We start from the raw sequence: 16,556 nt of genomic DNA, 5'->3' as shown, positions 1-16,556 counted from the left end.
CAGGCGAACGCCTTAGGAAAGGGGGCGCGGCAATTCGGATGCTTGCGAGCCGCGGGCGCAAGGCCTAAAGGGAAGTGGTGTAATTATAGGCGGAATAAGCATGGCGCGAAATACGACAGTGCTGGAAGAGCGCGAGAAATCGAAAAAGATGGGTGCGTTGCGCGGGCTGGTCCCGTTCTTGATGCCCTATCGCAAGCTGGTGATCGGGGCGATTTTGGCCTTGATTACGACGGCTTGTGTTTCGCTTGCGCTGCCGCTTGCGGTGCGGCGGGTGATTGACGGGTTCTCCTCTGAAAACACCAGCCTTTTGGACCAGTATTTCGGTGCGGCGCTGGCGATTGCGGTGTTGTTGGCGCTGGGCACGGGCGCGCGCTATTACCTTGTTACGCGTTTGGGCGAACGGGTGGTCGCCGATATTCGCAAAGCGCTGTTCGACAAGGTGATGGGGATGAGCCCCGCGTTTTTCGAACGCTTGATGACGGGTGAGGTGCTGAGCCGTCTGACCACCGACACCACACTTATTTTGTCGGTTATCGGGTCTTCGGTCTCGATTGCGCTGCGCAATATGCTGCTGTTTTTGGGTGGCATGGTCGCGCTACTGCTGACCTCGGCCAAGCTGACAGGTTTGGTTTTGTTGATCGTGCCGGGGGTGGTTATTCCGATCATCGTGCTGGGGCGGCGTTTGCGCACCCTTAGCCGTGAGAACCAAGACCTGATCGCCGCCAGCTCGGGCAACGCGTCCGAGGCGCTGTTGTCGGTGCAAACCGTGCAGGCCTTTACACATGAGGCACCGACGCGGGCGACCTTTGCCGATTTGACCGAGAAATCCTATGCCTCGGCCCAAACGCGGATTGGCACGCGGGCGGTGATGACCGTGATCGTGATTTTCTTGATTTTCACGGGCGTTGTTGGTGTTTTGTGGATCGGTGCGCGCGATGTGCGGGAAGGCGTGATGAGCGCGGGTGAGCTGATTCAATTCCTGATTTACTCGGTCATGGTGGCGGGTGCCGTTGGTGCGCTGTCCGAGATTTGGGGCGAATTGCAGCGGGCTGCGGGTGCCACGGAACGGCTGGTAGAGCTGTTGGTCGCCAAAGACAGTGTGACTGACCCCGCCAAACCGCTGGCGCTGCCTGCGCCTGTGCGCGGTGCGATCACTTTGGAAGGCGTACATTTCCAATACCCTGCGCGGCCTGAAATTTCTGCGCTGGATGGTGTGGATTTGTCTGTGGCTGCGGGCGAGACGGTTGCGCTTGTTGGCCCGTCAGGCGCGGGTAAGACAACGATTTTGCAACTGATTTTGCGGTTCTATGATCCGCAGCAAGGCCGCGTGTTACTGGACGGCGTGAACCTGCAAGATATGACGCGGGCCGAGTATCGCCATGCGATTGCCCTTGTGCCGCAAGACCCTGTTATCTTTGGCACAACCGCGCGGGAAAACATCCGGTTTGGCCGCCCCGAGGCAAGCGATGCCGAGATTGAAGCCGCCGCCACAGCCGCCGCTGCGCATGACTTTTTGACAGCCTTGCCGCAGGGCTATGACACTTTTGTCGGCGAGCGTGGGGTGATGCTGTCGGGCGGGCAAAAGCAGCGGATTGCGATTGCGCGGGCGATTTTGCGCGATGCACCAGTGCTGCTGCTGGATGAGGCAACAAGTGCGCTGGACGCTGAATCGGAACGCGCTGTGCAGGCGGCCGTGGATGAGCTGGCCAAAACCCGCACGACGATTGTTGTGGCGCACCGGCTGGCCACCGTGAAAAAGGCCGACCGGATTGTGGTGTTTGACGAAGGCCGCATTGTGGCGATGGGCACCCACGACGAGCTGGTGGCGCAAGACGGGCTTTATGCGCGGTTGGCGCGGTTGCAGTTTACCGACGGGCAGGCCTAAACACGGGCCGATTTAACCCAAAGCCGGGGGAATTTTTCGGAACTTTCCCCCGGCTTTGGTGAATTGCGCCATTGCGCCGAGGCCACCCTGCGCCATAATGCGCGGGCAAGGGGCAAAGGCCCTCTATAAAAAGGGAAGTGTACAATGGGTGTTTGGAGTTTTGTGAAAGACGCGGGCAAGTCGCTGTTTGGTGGCAAGGCTGACGCTGCTGAGGCGCCGAAAGAAGACGCTTTGAAGCAAGAGGTCAAGGATCTTGGGCTGGACACGACCGGTCTGGATATCAAGGTTGCCGATGATGGCAAGGTTATCGTTTCGGGCAATGCTGTTAGCCAAGAAATGAAGGAAAAGGTGATTTTGGCCGTTGGCAACGTCGCAGGCGTTGGCGAAGTGCAAGATGACGTGCCAGATGCGGGCGCGGCCCCAGTGTTTCACGAAGTTGCCAAAGGCGACATGCTGTCTGCGATTGCCAAGAAAACCTTGGGCAATGCCAACCGCTACAATGAGATTTTTGAAGCGAACCGCCCAATGCTCAGCCATCCGGATAAGATTTACCCAGGCCAAAAGCTGCGCATTCCTGCGAAATAAGCTGACTAACAGGCTTGATGAAAGGGGCGCTTTTGGCGCCTCTTTTGCGTTGCAGGCCATGACGTTGCGTTTTCTTTGCCGGTCTTTGCTTGCGACACTGCCTAAAAAACAGCATTCTTTAACGAAAATGCCCCACAGTCGAAATGCGGGCGCTAGGGGAGGACTTTGGATGAAAGCGTTTGTGTCGGTTGCGGACCGCGATGCGATTGAGATGGAAAAACCGTGGGAAGAGCGTGATGTTGCGCGGTCTATCTATCAATTTCTGAGCCGGACGCGCGAGGCGCATGGTGCTAAAAATGCCATTAGCTTTCAGCTGCAATCCGGCCCAACCGATAGCGCCGAGACGCTGACATGGGCGCAGTATCATGGCCAAGTGACGCAGGCCGCGAACATGTTTCGTAGCCTTGGTATTGGGCCAAGCGATGTGGTGGCCTTTGTGCTGCCCAATTGCGTTGAGACAGCGGTGACGGTGCTTGGCGGGTCTGTCGCGGGCATTGTGAACCCGATCAACCCGCTGCTGGATGCTGACCAAATCAGCTCGATCTTGCGCGAGACCAAGGCCAAGGTTGTGGTGACGCTGAAGGCATTCCCCAAGACGGAAGTAGCGCAAAGGGTGGCCGAAGCGGTGCGCCATGCACCCGAGGTGAAAACGGTGCTTGAGATTGATCTAAAGCGCTATCTGAGCCCGCCCAAAAGCTGGATTGTGCCACTGGTGAGGCCCAAGAATCCTGTGACCCACAATGCCAGAGTGTTGAATTTTAATGCTGAACTGGCACGCCATCCGGCGGACCGACTGGTTTTCGAAGATGTGTTGGATGACCGCGTTGCCGCCTATTTCCACACGGGCGGGACGACTGGTATGCCCAAGGTTGCGCAGCATAAAGTCTCGGGGATGGTGTATAACGGCTGGCTGGGATCACAGTTGATTTTTGATAAATCGGATGTGGTGATTTGCCCGTTGCCGATGTTTCACGTCTTTGCGATCTACCCTATCTTGATGTCGATGATCGGTAGCGGGGCGCATGTAGTGTTTCCGACCCCTGCTGGCTATCGCGGTGACGGGGTATTTGATAATTTCTGGAAATTGGTCGAGCGCTGGCAGATCACCTATATGATCACCGTGCCAACCGCGCTTTCGGCGCTGATGCAACGGCCGATTGATGCGAATGTCAGCAGCTTGCGCGGGGCGTTTTCGGGCTCGGCGCCATTGCCGTTGGAGCTGTTTAAACGGTTTGAGAAAGCGACCGGCGTGCAGATTATCGAAGGCTATGGTCTGACGGAATGCACCTGTCTGGTATCGTGTAACCCACCGCAGGGGAAAAAGAAAATCGGCTCGGTCGGTATTCCTTTGCCCTATACGCATGTGCGGATTTTGCATCACTCGGCCGATGGTGTGATTGACTGCGGCGTGGATCAGGTGGGTGAGATTTGTGTCTCAAACCCCGGTGTGTTCCCCGGCTCGACCTATACCGAGATAGACAAAAACCATGATTTATTTGCCGAAGGGCTGTATTTGCGCACCGGCGATTTGGGGAGGATGGATGCGGACGGGTATTTGTTTATCACGGGGCGGGCCAAGGACCTGATCATTCGGGGTGGCCACAACATTGACCCGGCTGAGATTGAAGAGGCGCTGGCTGGACATGAGGCCGTGGCGATGGTTGGTGCGATTGGCCAGCCGGATGCACATGCGGGCGAAATTCCATGTGCGTATGTTGAGCTGGTCCAAGGGGCCGAGGTGTCGCAAGACGAACTGATGGCCTTTGCCCGCAAGCATATTCACGAGCGTGCCGCTGTGCCAAAGCTGATTGAGATATTGTCTGAGTTGCCAAAAACCGCCGTTGGTAAGGTGTTTAAACCTGGTCTGCGCAGGCTCGCGATTACGCGTGTGTATAATGAAGCATTGGCTGCTGCGGGCGTGCCGGTTCAGGTGACCTCGGTCGTGGAAGATACGAAACGGGGTTTGGTGGCGCATGTATCACGTGCCGAGGGCGTTGATGAGATGGCTGTGACGGCCGTTTTGGGGCAGTTCGTGCGGCCTTGGGAATGGGTTGACGAGGAATGAAGGGCAGGGGGCATTCTGCCCCCTCTTTTCCTAAAGGAAAATTCACCCCCTGAGGATATTTTTGCCGAAAAGAAAGCGGTTTTAGTTGGCTGTATCGAGCCAAATTGTTACCGGGCCTGCGTTGGTGAGGCTGACATCCATGTCGGCCCCGAACTGGCCGTTGGCGATGGTGATGCCTAGGTTTTGCATTTGTTTTGAGAAATAGTCATAGAGATGGCGGCCGGTTTCTGGCGGGGCCGCTGTTGAAAAGCCGGGCCGGTTGCCGCGCGAGGTATCGGCGGCAAGGGTGAATTGGCTGACGATTAAGGCGGCACCACTGGTATCTTTTAACGAAAGATTCATCTTGCCGGCGGTATCTTTGAAGATGCGCAGTTTGGTGATCTTGGCGGTCAGGAGGTCGGCCTCGGCCTCAGTGTCGCCCTGCATTGCGCAAAGCAGGATAAGAAGACCGGGGCCGATTTCACCTATGGTTTTGCCGTCAACCGAAACAGAGGCGGTATTAACGCGTTGCAGTAGTGCCCTCACAGCTCATGCGCCCAAGGTGGGTTGGCGCCGGGACGGGAGACGGTGATGGCGGCTGCGCGGTTTCCAAGCGAGAGGGCCGCGTCCAGCGTGGCATCGGGCAGCGATTGCAGGGCGGTTTTGTTCAGGGCGTTCGCCGTGTTAAGGGCGGCGAGGGCGCCGGCATTAAATGTGTCTCCCGCACCGACGGTGTCGGCAACGGTGACCTTTTGGCCAGCGACAAAGCGGTTTTGCGTGGCGGTGATGGCGCGTGCGCCCGATGCGCCTTCGGTCAGAAAGACCAGCTTGGGACCGCGTGCCAAAAGGCCGTGCGCAAGGGTCGTCAGATCGCCCGCCCCTTCGAGCCAATGCAGATCTTCATCGCTGATTTTAATGATGTCGGCATAGGCGACCATAGCATTCATGCGGCTGCGATAGGCGGCTTGGTCAGTGATGAAGCTGGGGCGAATATTGGGGTCGATCATGGTCACACGGGTTGGTGCTTCGCGTGCCTGGAGGGCCGCGTAGGCGGAAGCCGCAGGGTCATTGACCAACGAGATGCCGCCAAAAAACAGGGTCGAAATCTCAGCCGGAAGCGTTGGCAGGTCGTCGATAGACAGCAAGCGGCCTGCGGTATTTTCGTCATAGAACGCATATGTTGCTTGGCCATTGACCAGCTTTACAAACGCCAAGGTTGTGGGTCGTGCCGAGCGTGCAGCATAGGTTGCATCGACCTTTGAGGCGGCAAGCGTATTTGCCAAAATCTCGCCAAAGAGATCAGTCGAGAGACCAGAGAAAAAGCTGGTTTTGACCCCGAGGCGGCCCGCTGCAATGGCGGTGTTAAATACTGCGCCGCCAGCGTAGGGGGCAAAAGCAGCCTCATCCGCCGTGGTTTGGCGGGGTAACATGTCGATCAGGGCTTCGCCGCAACAAAGGAGCATCACATCATTCCTGTTTGAAAAGTTGTGTTAGTTTAGCAAATTGCCGATGTTAGCGCAAACATCTTTGTTGTTTAGATGAAGTAAGGTGCCAGATTTTTGCGCACGCGGTCCAGCGGAGTGGCACCCGTGGTATCGGGCACAAAAGGCTGACCCGTAATTGCCTGAAACGCGTTGATATAGACCTGCGCAGTGGCAGCGATCATTTCAGGCGGAATTTCGGGGATCGGATCGGTATAGGGATCGCAGCGCGCCGCGACCCAAGACCGGATGACATCTTTGTCAAACGAGGGCGGGCGCGTTCCGTTTTCAAGCGCGTCAGGATAGCCATCCGCCAGCCAATAGCGCGAGCTGTCGGGGGTGTGGATTTCATCTGCGAGGATGATTTGACCGTCAGTGTCGGTGCCGAATTCGTATTTTGTATCGACTAGAATCAGGCCGCGTTTCGCCGCCATTTCCTGACCACGGGCAAAAAGCGCGAGGGCGACAGCCGAGATGCGATCCCATTGCGCCTGCGTCAGCAGCCCTTGGGACAGGATTTCGGCAGCCGTCAGAGGTTCATCATGGCCGCCGTCAAATGCCTTGGACGTGGGGGTAATAATGGGGGCCGGTAGGGCCTGATTATCACGCAACCCGTCTGGCAGGCTGTGGCCATACATCTCGCGTTGACCCTTTTTGTATAAGGTCAGGATAGAGGTGCCTGTGGTCCCCGCAAGGTACCCGCGTACGACGATTTCGACAGGAAGGATGGTCAGCTTTTTGCCAATCACAACGTTTGGGTCGGGGTAGGCCAATACATGATTGGGGCAGATATCGGCGGTGTGATCGAACCAAAAGCGGGCGGTTTGGGTCAGAACCTGACCCTTGAACGGGATCGCGGCAAGGATGCGGTCAAAGGCGGATATCCGGTCTGACGAGATCAGGATGCGGCGGTCATCGGGCAAGTCATAGCAATCGCGGACTTTGCCGAAATAAGGGTTCGGAAGTTCTGGAATATGGGCTTGATCGAGGATGCGGGTCAAATCGGTCATCAGGGCCTCCTATCGGTTGCAGCCCTTTTATGCGGGGTTGGGCGAGAGTCAATCTTTGCTGTGTTTTGGAGGCGCTCATTTTTTGTGGCCTAGGCTTTTGGCATAGGCTTTTGGCATAGGGTGGTGCGGCTGTTTTGACCGGAAATAAAGCCGAGCTGGGCGCAGGGGGGCTGAATATCGCCCAAGCTCGGTGCTGTTTTGGGTTATTGCTGTTGGCTGATATAGGCAATTGCACCGATGACGATTGCGGCTGCAACAACAGCAAAGGCGATTTTCCATGCGGAATAGGGGCGCTCACCTTGGACTTTGCCAGTTTGGCCGTTCACAACAAAGCGGTAGGTTTTGCTGTTGTATTTATAGGCCGCCATCCAGACAGGCAGCAAGATATGCTTGAACGTTTCCCGACTGTGATCGGTCTCAACCCGGTTGATCCGCTGCTCATCGCCACCGATATCGCGGCGCACGTCTTGGGCGATCACTTGGGCCATTTTATCATGCCCAATCGCATTGCCGTCGCCCAAGCCCACTGTGTACCCCTCGGCCACAAACCCTGCGAGGTAGTCGGGCCGGTAAGGTTGCAGGGCCGCCAGATCCCACGGCTCTAACCCTTCGGTATAATCGCGGGGCAGGCTTTGAGAGGCCAGCACCAGCACATCATCAAATTGCCGCGCAACTTGCCCCGAAGCAGGGTACCAACGGGTTTTGCGGACTTGCTCTTGGCGCTGTTCCATTTTGCCATTGACCTGCACGTTCACGGTGCGGGTTTCATAGTAATACACACCGCGCTGGCCGGAATAGGCCGAGCGGGTCGCGGCGTCAAAGGTCCAATACGGGACATAAATACCTGAAAGCGCACGGCCTTTGCGGGCGTATTCGACCAGCCCGTTAGGGGCGAACCACAGCCCCCCCAGCCATTTGCCCATAGCATCGCGTGCAGTCCGTTCATCCAGTTGAAACGGTACGAGCGCTTGCGGTTTTATCTGGCGGTTTGTGCCGGTACCGATAACCACAGGCGTTGCACAAAACGGACATTTGGCGGCGTGATGCGCCCCCGTAAATTCAACCAATGCACCACAATTCGGACATGGGGTCGTTTGCGGCGCTTCCATAGCCGAGTTTGGCAGGTCGTCACGCAGCCCGCGCGCAAGATCATGTTCGCCAAGCGCGGTGGTTAACCCGCTTTGGGCCGCTTGTGGAATTTGTTGCACATTGCCGCAATGGTCGCAGACCAATTCTGTTTGGCCCGGCGCAAACCGCAGGTCGGCCCCGCAACTGTCGCAGGGCCAATGGTGTTCTTGCTCGGCGGTCACGTTTTACACCCCAGGAGGGGGTGGCGGTGCCACGGTGAAAAGCTGCGCCAATTCGGCGATCTCGCCCGCAGGTTTCCAACCGTCTTGGCCCGCGGTCCAGACCAATGTGCCACGGGCAAAGCTGCCTTCGGTAATCATGCGGCCAAGGTGGCTGCGTGAGAAGGGGCCTGCAGTGGCGCCATTTTCGGCCGTGTGCCACAGCGTTTCGGGTGCTGGCGGTGGTGGCGGTGGTGGGGTTTGCACGGGCGCGGTGGCGGTTGGCATAGCGCCCCATGGTCCCGTATTTTGTGCCATGGCCATCCCCATTCCTGCACCCATGCCAGCCCCCATCGCGGCGCCCATAGCCGAGCCGGGTTGCGCCATCGCTTCGGCGGCGCTGAATTGGGTGTAGCGGTTCAAATCGCCAACAATCCCGATTGAGGTGCGCTTATCCAGCGCCTTTTCAACCTCTTCGGGCAGCGAGATGTTTTCGATATAGAGTTCAGGCAGCGACAGCCCGTATTCTGCGATTTGCGGGTTGATCGCGGTGGCGACCAGCTTGCCCAGATCGGCGGTATTCGCGGCCATATCCAAAACAGGGATTTTAGAGGCCGCCAAAGCGCGGCTCATTTCTTGCAAGATCACGTTTCGGATTTGGAAGCTGATCTCATCGGCGGTGAATTCACCATCGGTGCCGACGATTTCATGCATGAATTTCGCAGGGTCGGTGACACGCATCGAATAGGTGCCAAAGGCGCGGATGCGCACAGGGCCAAATTCGGGATCGCGCGTCATGATCGGGTTTTTGGTGCCCCATTTCATATCGTTGAAACGCGTGGTGTTGATGAAATAAATCTCGGATTTAAACGGGCTTTGAAAGCCGTGGTCCCAATGTTGCAGCGCCGTCATGATCGGCATGTTGTTGGTTTCCAACATGTACATGCCTGGTCCAAATACATCGGCCATCTGGCCTTCGTGAATGAAAACAGCGGCTTGGCCTTCGCGGACGGTCAGCTTGGCCCCGTATTTGATTTCATTGCCGTGGCGTTCAAACCGCCAAACCATGGTATCGCGGGTGTCATCCGTCCAAGCGATGACGTCGATGAACTGGCCTTTGAGAAAGTCGAAAACCATTTTTGGCTCCTAGCTGTCGCCGCCGACAAGTTGTTGGGCGAGTTGGTCAATGATGGGGCGTGCCTGTGTGATAGACATGCCGGGCGTCAGGCGTTTGTCATAGAGCATACGTAACATCATCTCATCCATCGGGGTGAGAAGGGCAAATTCCTGATCATCGTTAAAGATCGAGGGGCGTGCCTGTGGGCTGTCATTTGGCAGGCCGAGGCCTTGGGTGATTTCTTCGTGCAGGCAGGATAGATGCAGCAAGTCGGGGTGTTCCGCGCGGATAATGGCAAAGGCGCGCTCGATCAGATTGGTGGCATCATCAATCGAATAGGTTACCTGACAATAGGTCGATTCGGGCATGTTGATGATCGAGTCCAGCTCTGGTGCGCCCACGTTGGGGTCAGCGCGGCGAACGGTAGGGCCGATGGTCTGAATTTCATCGGTGTTAAGGATTTGCAGGTGAAAGTTTATGTCGCTATCGGCCAGTTTGATGGAATGGCCGGTCAGCCGCTCCAACCGCGCCAGAAAAGACGCGACGCGCGCCCGTTCAGTCGCACGGGTGCTTTGTGGCACCGAGTTGCCAAAGGCGAGGCCCACGCGCACGGGTTTATCCCAGCGGCGCAGACGTTTTTCAGTGGCGCGCGCAACCAGCCTGCCAGAAGAGCTGTCGAATTCATCAAAAAACGCGATGCGTATAAAGTTGGTCGCCAACATCCGGGCATTAAAAGGTGCGTCACTTGCGCCGGTATCAGTGCGCATCAGCCCTTGTGACAACAGCTCGGCCTGCACGCCGGCGTAGTATTTGCGCAGGTTTTCGCTGGCGGCCGACTGCGGGGGCGGTGTTTGGGTTTCGGTCCCGCGCGGTTGCGGCGGCAGCGTGGCCCGCCCGGTCATCGGTGGGGTGGTCAGCGCACAGCACGCCAAAAGCGCCGCAGAGGCGGCAAAATATGCCGCCCCTTTCAAGGCCTTAACGGTGCGGAGCAGAGTGTTTGGCATGCGCGCCACCACGGTTTGCATAGCTGTGCTTTCTGTTGTCGACTTACGCTTTGACACCAACGGTATCGCCCAAACCATCTTTGCGCGCCTTGGCCGAGGCAAGGGTGTCGCGCAGATCATGCTCCATCTTCACCAGTTCAACCTCGGCTGCGGCACGTTTGGCTTTGCCTTCGTCCGCGATTGCAAGGCTTTCGTTGATCGTGGCGATCAGAGTCGCATTGGCCTTTTTCACCGCTTCAATATCAAACACGCCGCGTTCCATTTCAGTGCGCACGATGCGGTTGGTCTGTTGCAGGTTTTCGGCGTTCGAGGTCAGCAAGTCATTCGTCAGATCATTGGCCGCGCGGATGCTTTCGGCGGCTTCGCGCGACCGCTGAATGGTCACGGCTTGGGCCAGCTGGGTTTCCCACAAAGGCACGGTGTTCACCAAGGTGGAGTTGATCTTGGTAACCAAAGATTTGTCGTTTTCCTGTACCAACCGGATCGAAGGCAGCGATTGCATGGTGACCTGACGGGTCAGTTTCAGGTCATGTAAGCGGCGTTCCAGATCATCACGGGCGGCGCGCAGATCGCGCAGTTCCTGCGCCTTCATCACTTGCTTCTCTTCGGCAACGGCGGCGACTTCGGCTTCTTTTGCCGGAATATCTTTGGCATCCAGATCTTTGATCTTGGCTTCGCCTGCTGCGATGTACAGTGCCAACTCATCATAGAACGTCAGGGTTTTGTCATACAAAACGTCCAGCGATTTGATGTCTTTCAGCAAAGTATGTTCATGGCCCAGCAGGGTTTCGGTGATGCTGTCAATCTGGCCTTGGACGTTTTCAAATTTGGCCACGAAATTGGCAAAAGGTGCCGCGCGGCCCAACAGTTTTTCCCACCAAGTGCGTTGGCGGCGCACGTCAAGTTCCGAGACCGAAAAGCCGCGGATGGTGCTGACCATATTGCGCAGGCTGTCACCGGCGGGGCCGACATCTTTGTTTTTCACATCTGCCAGCATCGCTTGCGAAATCACTTGCAATTCGACCTGCGCCGACGATCCGAAGGAAATGATCGACTGGGTGTTGCCCATATCAATTTCCGCCATCCGTTTTTGGATTTCGGCGGCATGGGCGGGTGTGGCGGCGTCAAGTGTTACCAAGTCGCGGCCCGGTTCGGGCAGCACAACGGCGGTGACGGCTTCTACTTCGGCTAGGGCGGCGGCGGCTTGTTGTTGGATGGATTCGGCCATGGGACTATTCTCACTCTTTTGCGCTAGAGGCGCAGATTAACGGTTTTCAAAGGCCAGGCGTTCCCGCAGCACTTCGATTTCGACATTCAGGTCGGTATGATTGTCAGCCAGAAGCGCGGTGGTGCGACTGGCGAAGTTGGTGTCAAGGTCGGTCAGCAGCGCGTCATAATCCGCGCGCATTTTCGCATCACGGCTTTGGGCGTAAAGATCGACGAACTTGACCGTCGCCTCACGCGCGCCTTGCAGGTAGATGCCAAGGTATTTGCGGGCGGCAGTCAGGTCGCGGGGGTCATTTTCAACCGTGCGAAACAGGGCGCGGGCGGTATCTGCAAAATGATCGACGCGGCCTTCAAGCTGGCGGTCGCGGGCACGCAAAATCGCGTCTTTCATCGCTTTCAGATGCGCCTCGCCGGTATCTACGGCCTTGGCCACGCGGTCGGTTTGGAAATCATCAAGGCCGTCGACGCCCTTATTTGCCAGCGGGTCAAATCCGAAAGCGCCGAGGTGCAAGAACGTGGCAAGCGTTGCAAGGGCCGCTGCGATGACGCTGCCTTGCCCCGACATCAGAACACCACAGCCGAGGCCTGCACCAATCAGCATCGCGCCGATAACTTTGCGCGGCAGGGCAGGGCGCCGGGCGATGCTGCGCGCCTCATACGCCTCTTGGGCGAACAGGCCTTCGCGGGTCATCCATGCGCCCAAAAGCATAAGTGCGGCCGCAAATAGGCCGAGGATAAGCGTGACAGGGTCGCCAAAAAATGCCTTCCACAGAAAAGGGATCGGCAGAAAAAACAACAGGTTTGACCGAAACCCCGCCTTGGTGGGGCGTTTGGAGTGAAAGCTGTTTTTATCAGGCGCGGGCGCCGAAGGGGCACCGGTCGGGCTGAATTTGCCGCCAAAGCGTTGTGCCATCAGACGGCCCCCAAGCTTGCGATGTAAAAGGTCAGCGCCACCAGAAGGAAGAAGGATAGCGTTTTCAACCCGTTTGAAGACATGTACAGCCCCTTTATTCAGACAAGCGCGGCCCAGTGCCTTTCGGCAAGCCGCCGCGCAAACGGCCCGTTTCACGCCCTAACTATAGGTATTGCGGGCTGGTCATACTAGCGGGATAAGCGGGGAAAAGCCGAGTTTATTCCCCGCTTTCGCGTTTCATGGGCGACGATTTGCCGGTTTGCCCTTATTTGCAGCGGGCTGTGCGGCGTTGCGCGACGGCGCTGTGCGTTTGACCGGTGGCTTTGCGCGTTTCGGTTTTTCGACGACCTGCGCGTCTGCGGCTGGGATGCGGACCTTGTTAAAACGCGGCTTTGGCGCGGGGCCGGGCTTGGCGGCATCAACAGGTTTTGGGCCGCGTTTAAAAGTTGGTTCTGCCAACGGTTTTGTGCCGATCTTTGCACTGGGCCTTGCATCGGGCCTTGCACCAAGCTTTGCGCCGGGTTTCGAAATGCGCGGGCCTTTGGCGCGGGGGCTGGGGGCCACGGCGTCTTCGGGCAGCTCACGTTGGCCCAGCTGGTCGCGCAGCACGCGGCCTTTGACTTCGGTCACCTCGTTCGGGGTCATTTCACCCAGCCGGAACGGGCCATAGCTGACACGGATCAAGCGGTTTACGGTTAGGTTGATGGCCATCATCGCGCGACGGATTTCGCGGTTTTTGCCTTCGCGCAGGCCGACAGTCAGCCAAGCATTCGCGCCTTGGATACGGTCAAGGACGACGATCATCGGCTGGAATTTTTCACCTTCAACCGTGATGCCACGGCGCAGGGGTTCCAGATCGACATCGGTAGGGTTGCCGTTAATGCGGACGCGGTATTTGCGCAGCCAGCCGGTGGAGGGCAGCTCCAACTTACGTTTCAACCCGCCGTCATTGGTCAGCAGCAAAAGCCCTTCGGAGTTAAGATCGAGGCGTCCGATGGTCATGACGCGCGGAAGGTCCTCGGGCAGGTGATCAAAAATCGTGTCGCGGCCTTTTTCATCGTTGTTCGAGGTAACGAGGCCGTCGGGTTTGTAATAGAGCCAGAGACGCGCGGGTTCGGGTTGGCCAATGGGCTGGCCATCAACCGTGATGCGGTCGCTTGGGGTGACGTTAAGGGCGGGGCTGTCGATGATTTTGCCGTTTACGGCAACTTGGCCAAGTTCGATCATCCGCTCTGCTTCGCGGCGTGATGCCACGCCTGCACGCGAGAGAACTTTGGCGATACGGTCGCCTTCTGGGGTTTTTTCAGGAGGGTTGGTCATTAGGGTCGGCCTTTTCTGGCGACGTCATCGCGACGTGGCAAAGCGCCGGGGGTTTTCCATCCCCGGAAACCAGAGGGTATTTTCAAATAGAGGGAGGGGCAAGGGAGGGATTGAATTTTATTAGGGGGTGAGGCAAGGCTGCGCCATGGTTGGATTTACCTCATATATGGAGATCGCGCTGGAAGAGGCGCGGGCGGCAGGTGCGCGTGGAGAGGTGCCTGTGGGTGCTGTTGTGGTTGGGCCGGATGGCGTGGTTGCGCGGGCCGGCAATCGGGTGCGCGAATTGTGCGATCCGACGGCACATGCCGAGGTTTTGGTGATCCGCGCGGCGTGTCGGGCGCTGGGGACCGAGCGGTTGGGCGGGCATGACCTATATGTCACGCTGGAGCCGTGCCCGATGTGTGCGGCGGCAATTTCGGGGGCGCGGATTGCGCGGTTGTACTACGGCGCATCTGACCCGAAATCGGGTGGGGTAGAGGTTGGCGCGCGTGTATTTTCGCACCCCCAGTGCCATCATGTGCCCGAGGTTTATGAGGGAATTGCGGCTGAGGAATCGAGCGCAATGTTGCGGAGATTTTTTGCAAGCAAACGATTGTAAAGCGTTGCCCCGCCGTCTGTGTGGAGCGGCGGGGTGTTGGTAATACAGGCCGGGCAGGAATTGGGTATAGCTACGGGTGCCGAAATAGCAGCGAAAACAGGTAGAATCGCATGAAGCCATGCTGAATGTTGCTCGGGGTGCCCTGATGTATGGAGTAGGATGCAGCAACCTGTGAAACGTGGCCGCGAGACCGGCAAGCTAAACAGACGGATCGTTGTAAACTGTGGCTAGATGGTGATGGGTTGCATCACTTGCGGTTCAATCACATCCACGCCGGGCAGGCCGTCAATCAACGCCTGCGCCGACTGTTCCAAAATCGGGAAGGTGCGGTAGTGGCAGGGGATCACGGTTTTGAAATTGAAATAGCGTTTGGCGGCATAGGCGGCGCGCTTCATGTCCATCGTGTAATGCCCGCCTGCGCAAAGGATGCCAATATCGGGTTTGTGATAATCGCCCATCCAGTCCATATCGGCCATGATGTCGGTATCGCCTGAAACATAAATCGTGTGGCCTTCGCCTGCGATCATAAAGCCTGCCTCAGAGCCTGCGGCGCTTGGTGCACCGCCTTTGAAATCGATAGTTGAGGAGTGCGAGGCGTTGACCATAGTCACCTTGGCACCGCCCATATCTATGGTGCCGCCTTTTCCAAAGCCGATGGTTTGCGCCCCCTCAGCACCAAGGATTTTCGAGAGTTCATGGATGCAGGCGATTGGAATATTTGACGTTTTGGCAATATCGAGGGCGTTGGCGGCGTGGTCGCCATGGCCGTGGGTCAGCAGGATATGCGTTGCGCCTGCGATTGCCGCCTCGGTTTGGGCTTCGGGGAACATCGGGTTGCCCGTTAGCCACGGGTCGATCAGCAGGGTGGCGTTTTCAATTTCCAAGCGAAAGCTGGAGTGGCCGAGCCAAGTGAGTTGCATGATGGTCTCCTGCTTTGGTGCTGACTGGTTTTTTGGTGCCGACTGGTTTTGATAGGGGGAGTTTGCGGCGGGTCGCGTTCAAGTGCAAGAGACGTGGCGGTGGCCTTCGAATTTTCGACGAAAATTCGAAGGCGTTTGCGGGGATTAGTGGGCTGGTTTGATGAAGGTATTGTTGCGCAGATCGCTGAGGGCTTGTCTGATTTCGGCCTGCGTATTCATCACGATGGGGCCGTGCCACGCCACAGGTTCTCGCAAAGGTGCGCCCGAGATCAGTAGAAAGCGGACGCCTTGTTCGCCCGCCTGCACGGTCACTTCATCCCCTGAACCGAACTGAACCAATGTGCGGTTGCCGGACATGTCGCGGATGTTCACCTCTTGGCCGCGCACCTCTTTTTCCAGCAGAACACCGCGTGGGTGGCTGGCGTCTCGGAAGTTTCCTTTCCCTTCAAACACATAAGCGAAGGCGGATTTCCGTGTGTCGATTTTAAAGGTTTTCTTAAGGCCTGCTGGCACCGAAATATCAAGGTATTGCGGATCGGCGGCGATACCATCAACCGGCCCTGACTTACCCCAGAAATTGCCCACGATCACACGCACGGCGGTGCCGTCATCGTCGATGATTTCGGGGATGTCGCTACTGGTAACATCTTGATAACGCGGTTGAGTCATCTTGAGATGGGCTGGCAGGTTCGCCCAAAGCTGGAAGCCGTGCATTTGGCCCGCAGTGTTCCCATGCGGCATTTCTTGGTGCAGGATGCCTGATCCGGCAGTCATCCATTGCACATCGCCTGCGCCCAAGCTGCCGGTATTGCCCAAGCTGTCGGCGTGATCGACGGTGCCAGCCAGCACATAGGTGATGGTTTCAATGCCGCGGTGCGGGTGCCACGGAAAGCCCTTGTTATAGTCGTTTGGGTTGTCATTGCGGAAGTCGTCGAACATCAAGAACGGGTCCATCTGCTCGGGGTTGTGAAATCCGAACGCGCGGTGCAGGTGGACGCCTGCGCCTTCGGTTGTTGCCTCTGCAAGGGTTTCGGATGTGACGGGGCGAATGGACATTTTGGCCTCCTTGGGTTGCTTTGTTGCGTGAAAGCTAGGGGGTGTTTCGGGGTGAGACAACTGCGCAGGCATGCAGGGCGCCTGTGCGCGGTGGCACATTAGGGGGTTGG

15 protein-coding genes are annotated in these 16,556 nt (G+C 57.5%); 4 read left to right on the top strand and 11 right to left on the bottom strand.

The annotated features are described in order from the left end of the window. Nucleotides 1-100: 100 nt before the first annotated feature. The 3 genes from ACEN2J_RS05030 to ACEN2J_RS05020 all read left to right on the top strand — a co-directional run bounded on the left by ACEN2J_RS05030 (nucleotide 101) and on the right by ACEN2J_RS05020 (nucleotide 4,535). On the top strand, nucleotides 101-1,885 hold the full coding sequence (locus tag ACEN2J_RS05030; RefSeq protein ID WP_442103797.1) for an ABC transporter transmembrane domain-containing protein: 1,785 nt from the start codon (nucleotides 101-103) through the stop codon (nucleotides 1,883-1,885). A 144-nt stretch (nucleotides 1,886-2,029) separates the two neighbouring features. Beyond that, complete coding sequence (gene lysM, locus ACEN2J_RS05025) at nucleotides 2,030-2,470, top strand: peptidoglycan-binding protein LysM (RefSeq protein WP_442103796.1); 441 nt, start codon at nucleotides 2,030-2,032, stop codon at nucleotides 2,468-2,470. 169 nt (nucleotides 2,471-2,639) lie between these two features. Beyond that, nucleotides 2,640-4,535, top strand: a complete 1,896-nt coding sequence (locus ACEN2J_RS05020) for an acyl-CoA synthetase (RefSeq protein ID WP_442103794.1) — start codon at nucleotides 2,640-2,642, stop codon at nucleotides 4,533-4,535. 81 nt (nucleotides 4,536-4,616) lie between these two features. Here the strand turns inward: ACEN2J_RS05020 and dtd are convergent, their stop codons facing one another. The 9 genes from dtd to ACEN2J_RS04975 form a co-directional block, all read right to left on the bottom strand. After that, complete coding sequence (gene dtd / locus ACEN2J_RS05015; protein ID WP_442103792.1) at nucleotides 4,617-5,060, bottom strand: D-aminoacyl-tRNA deacylase; 444 nt, start codon at nucleotides 5,058-5,060, stop codon at nucleotides 4,617-4,619. After that, nucleotides 5,057-5,977, bottom strand: a complete 921-nt coding sequence (locus ACEN2J_RS05010) for a carbohydrate kinase family protein (protein ID WP_442103791.1) — start codon at nucleotides 5,975-5,977, stop codon at nucleotides 5,057-5,059. The genes dtd and ACEN2J_RS05010 overlap by 4 nt, the downstream gene beginning before the upstream one ends. Nucleotides 5,978-6,048: 71 nt before the next feature. Further along, nucleotides 6,049-7,005 carry a phosphoribosylaminoimidazolesuccinocarboxamide synthase gene (locus ACEN2J_RS05005; RefSeq protein WP_442103790.1) on the bottom strand — a complete coding sequence of 319 codons (957 nt, stop codon included), beginning with the start codon at nucleotides 7,003-7,005 and terminating at the stop codon, nucleotides 6,049-6,051. A 203-nt stretch (nucleotides 7,006-7,208) separates the two neighbouring features. After that, entirely contained in the window at nucleotides 7,209-8,315 is a 1,107-nt protein-coding gene (locus ACEN2J_RS05000; RefSeq protein ID WP_442103789.1) for a primosomal protein N' (replication factor Y) - superfamily II helicase, read from the bottom strand. Nucleotides 8,316-8,318: 3 nt separating this feature from the next. Next, nucleotides 8,319-9,428, bottom strand: coding sequence for an SPFH domain-containing protein (locus ACEN2J_RS04995; RefSeq protein ID WP_442103788.1), 1,110 nt, complete (start codon nucleotides 9,426-9,428; stop codon nucleotides 8,319-8,321). Nucleotides 9,429-9,437: 9 nt separating this feature from the next. Then, nucleotides 9,438-10,490 (bottom strand): DUF2927 domain-containing protein, encoded by a 1,053-nt coding sequence (locus ACEN2J_RS04990; protein WP_442103787.1) that lies wholly within the window; start codon nucleotides 10,488-10,490, stop codon nucleotides 9,438-9,440. Beyond that, nucleotides 10,456-11,640: a toxic anion resistance protein gene (locus ACEN2J_RS04985; RefSeq protein WP_442103785.1), complete on the bottom strand. Its 1,185-nt coding sequence runs from the start codon at nucleotides 11,638-11,640 to the stop codon at nucleotides 10,456-10,458. The genes ACEN2J_RS04990 and ACEN2J_RS04985 overlap by 35 nt, the downstream gene beginning before the upstream one ends. Nucleotides 11,641-11,676: 36 nt before the next feature. Beyond that, complete coding sequence (locus tag ACEN2J_RS04980) at nucleotides 11,677-12,552, bottom strand: 5-bromo-4-chloroindolyl phosphate hydrolysis family protein (protein WP_442103784.1); 876 nt, start codon at nucleotides 12,550-12,552, stop codon at nucleotides 11,677-11,679. 237 nt (nucleotides 12,553-12,789) lie between these two features. After that, on the bottom strand, nucleotides 12,790-13,872 hold the full coding sequence (locus tag ACEN2J_RS04975) for a pseudouridine synthase (protein ID WP_442103782.1): 1,083 nt from the start codon (nucleotides 13,870-13,872) through the stop codon (nucleotides 12,790-12,792). A 145-nt stretch (nucleotides 13,873-14,017) separates the two neighbouring features. On the opposite strand from ACEN2J_RS04975, the gene ACEN2J_RS04970 reads away from it, so the two are divergent. Then, the gene (locus ACEN2J_RS04970; RefSeq protein WP_442103780.1) at nucleotides 14,018-14,470 is read left to right on the top strand and encodes a nucleoside deaminase; all 453 of its coding nucleotides are present in this window, start codon (nucleotides 14,018-14,020) and stop codon (nucleotides 14,468-14,470) included. Between the two features lie 227 nt (nucleotides 14,471-14,697). Here ACEN2J_RS04970 and ACEN2J_RS04965 read toward each other — a convergent pair whose 3' ends face one another. Together ACEN2J_RS04965 and ACEN2J_RS04960 are read right to left on the bottom strand one after the other, a co-directional pair. Next, the gene (locus tag ACEN2J_RS04965) at nucleotides 14,698-15,390 is read right to left on the bottom strand and encodes a metal-dependent hydrolase (RefSeq protein ID WP_442103778.1); all 693 of its coding nucleotides are present in this window, start codon (nucleotides 15,388-15,390) and stop codon (nucleotides 14,698-14,700) included. Nucleotides 15,391-15,534: 144 nt separating this feature from the next. Beyond that, the gene (locus ACEN2J_RS04960) at nucleotides 15,535-16,446 is read right to left on the bottom strand and encodes a pirin family protein (RefSeq protein ID WP_442103777.1); all 912 of its coding nucleotides are present in this window, start codon (nucleotides 16,444-16,446) and stop codon (nucleotides 15,535-15,537) included. Nucleotides 16,447-16,556: the final 110 nt, after the last annotated feature.

The organism is Pseudorhodobacter sp. W20_MBD10_FR17, from assembly GCF_052119765.1.
Taxonomy (GTDB): Bacteria; Pseudomonadota; Alphaproteobacteria; order Rhodobacterales; family Rhodobacteraceae; genus Pseudorhodobacter.
Note: the sequence above shows the minus strand (reverse complement) of the source record. Positions and strands in the feature narration are given on the sequence as shown.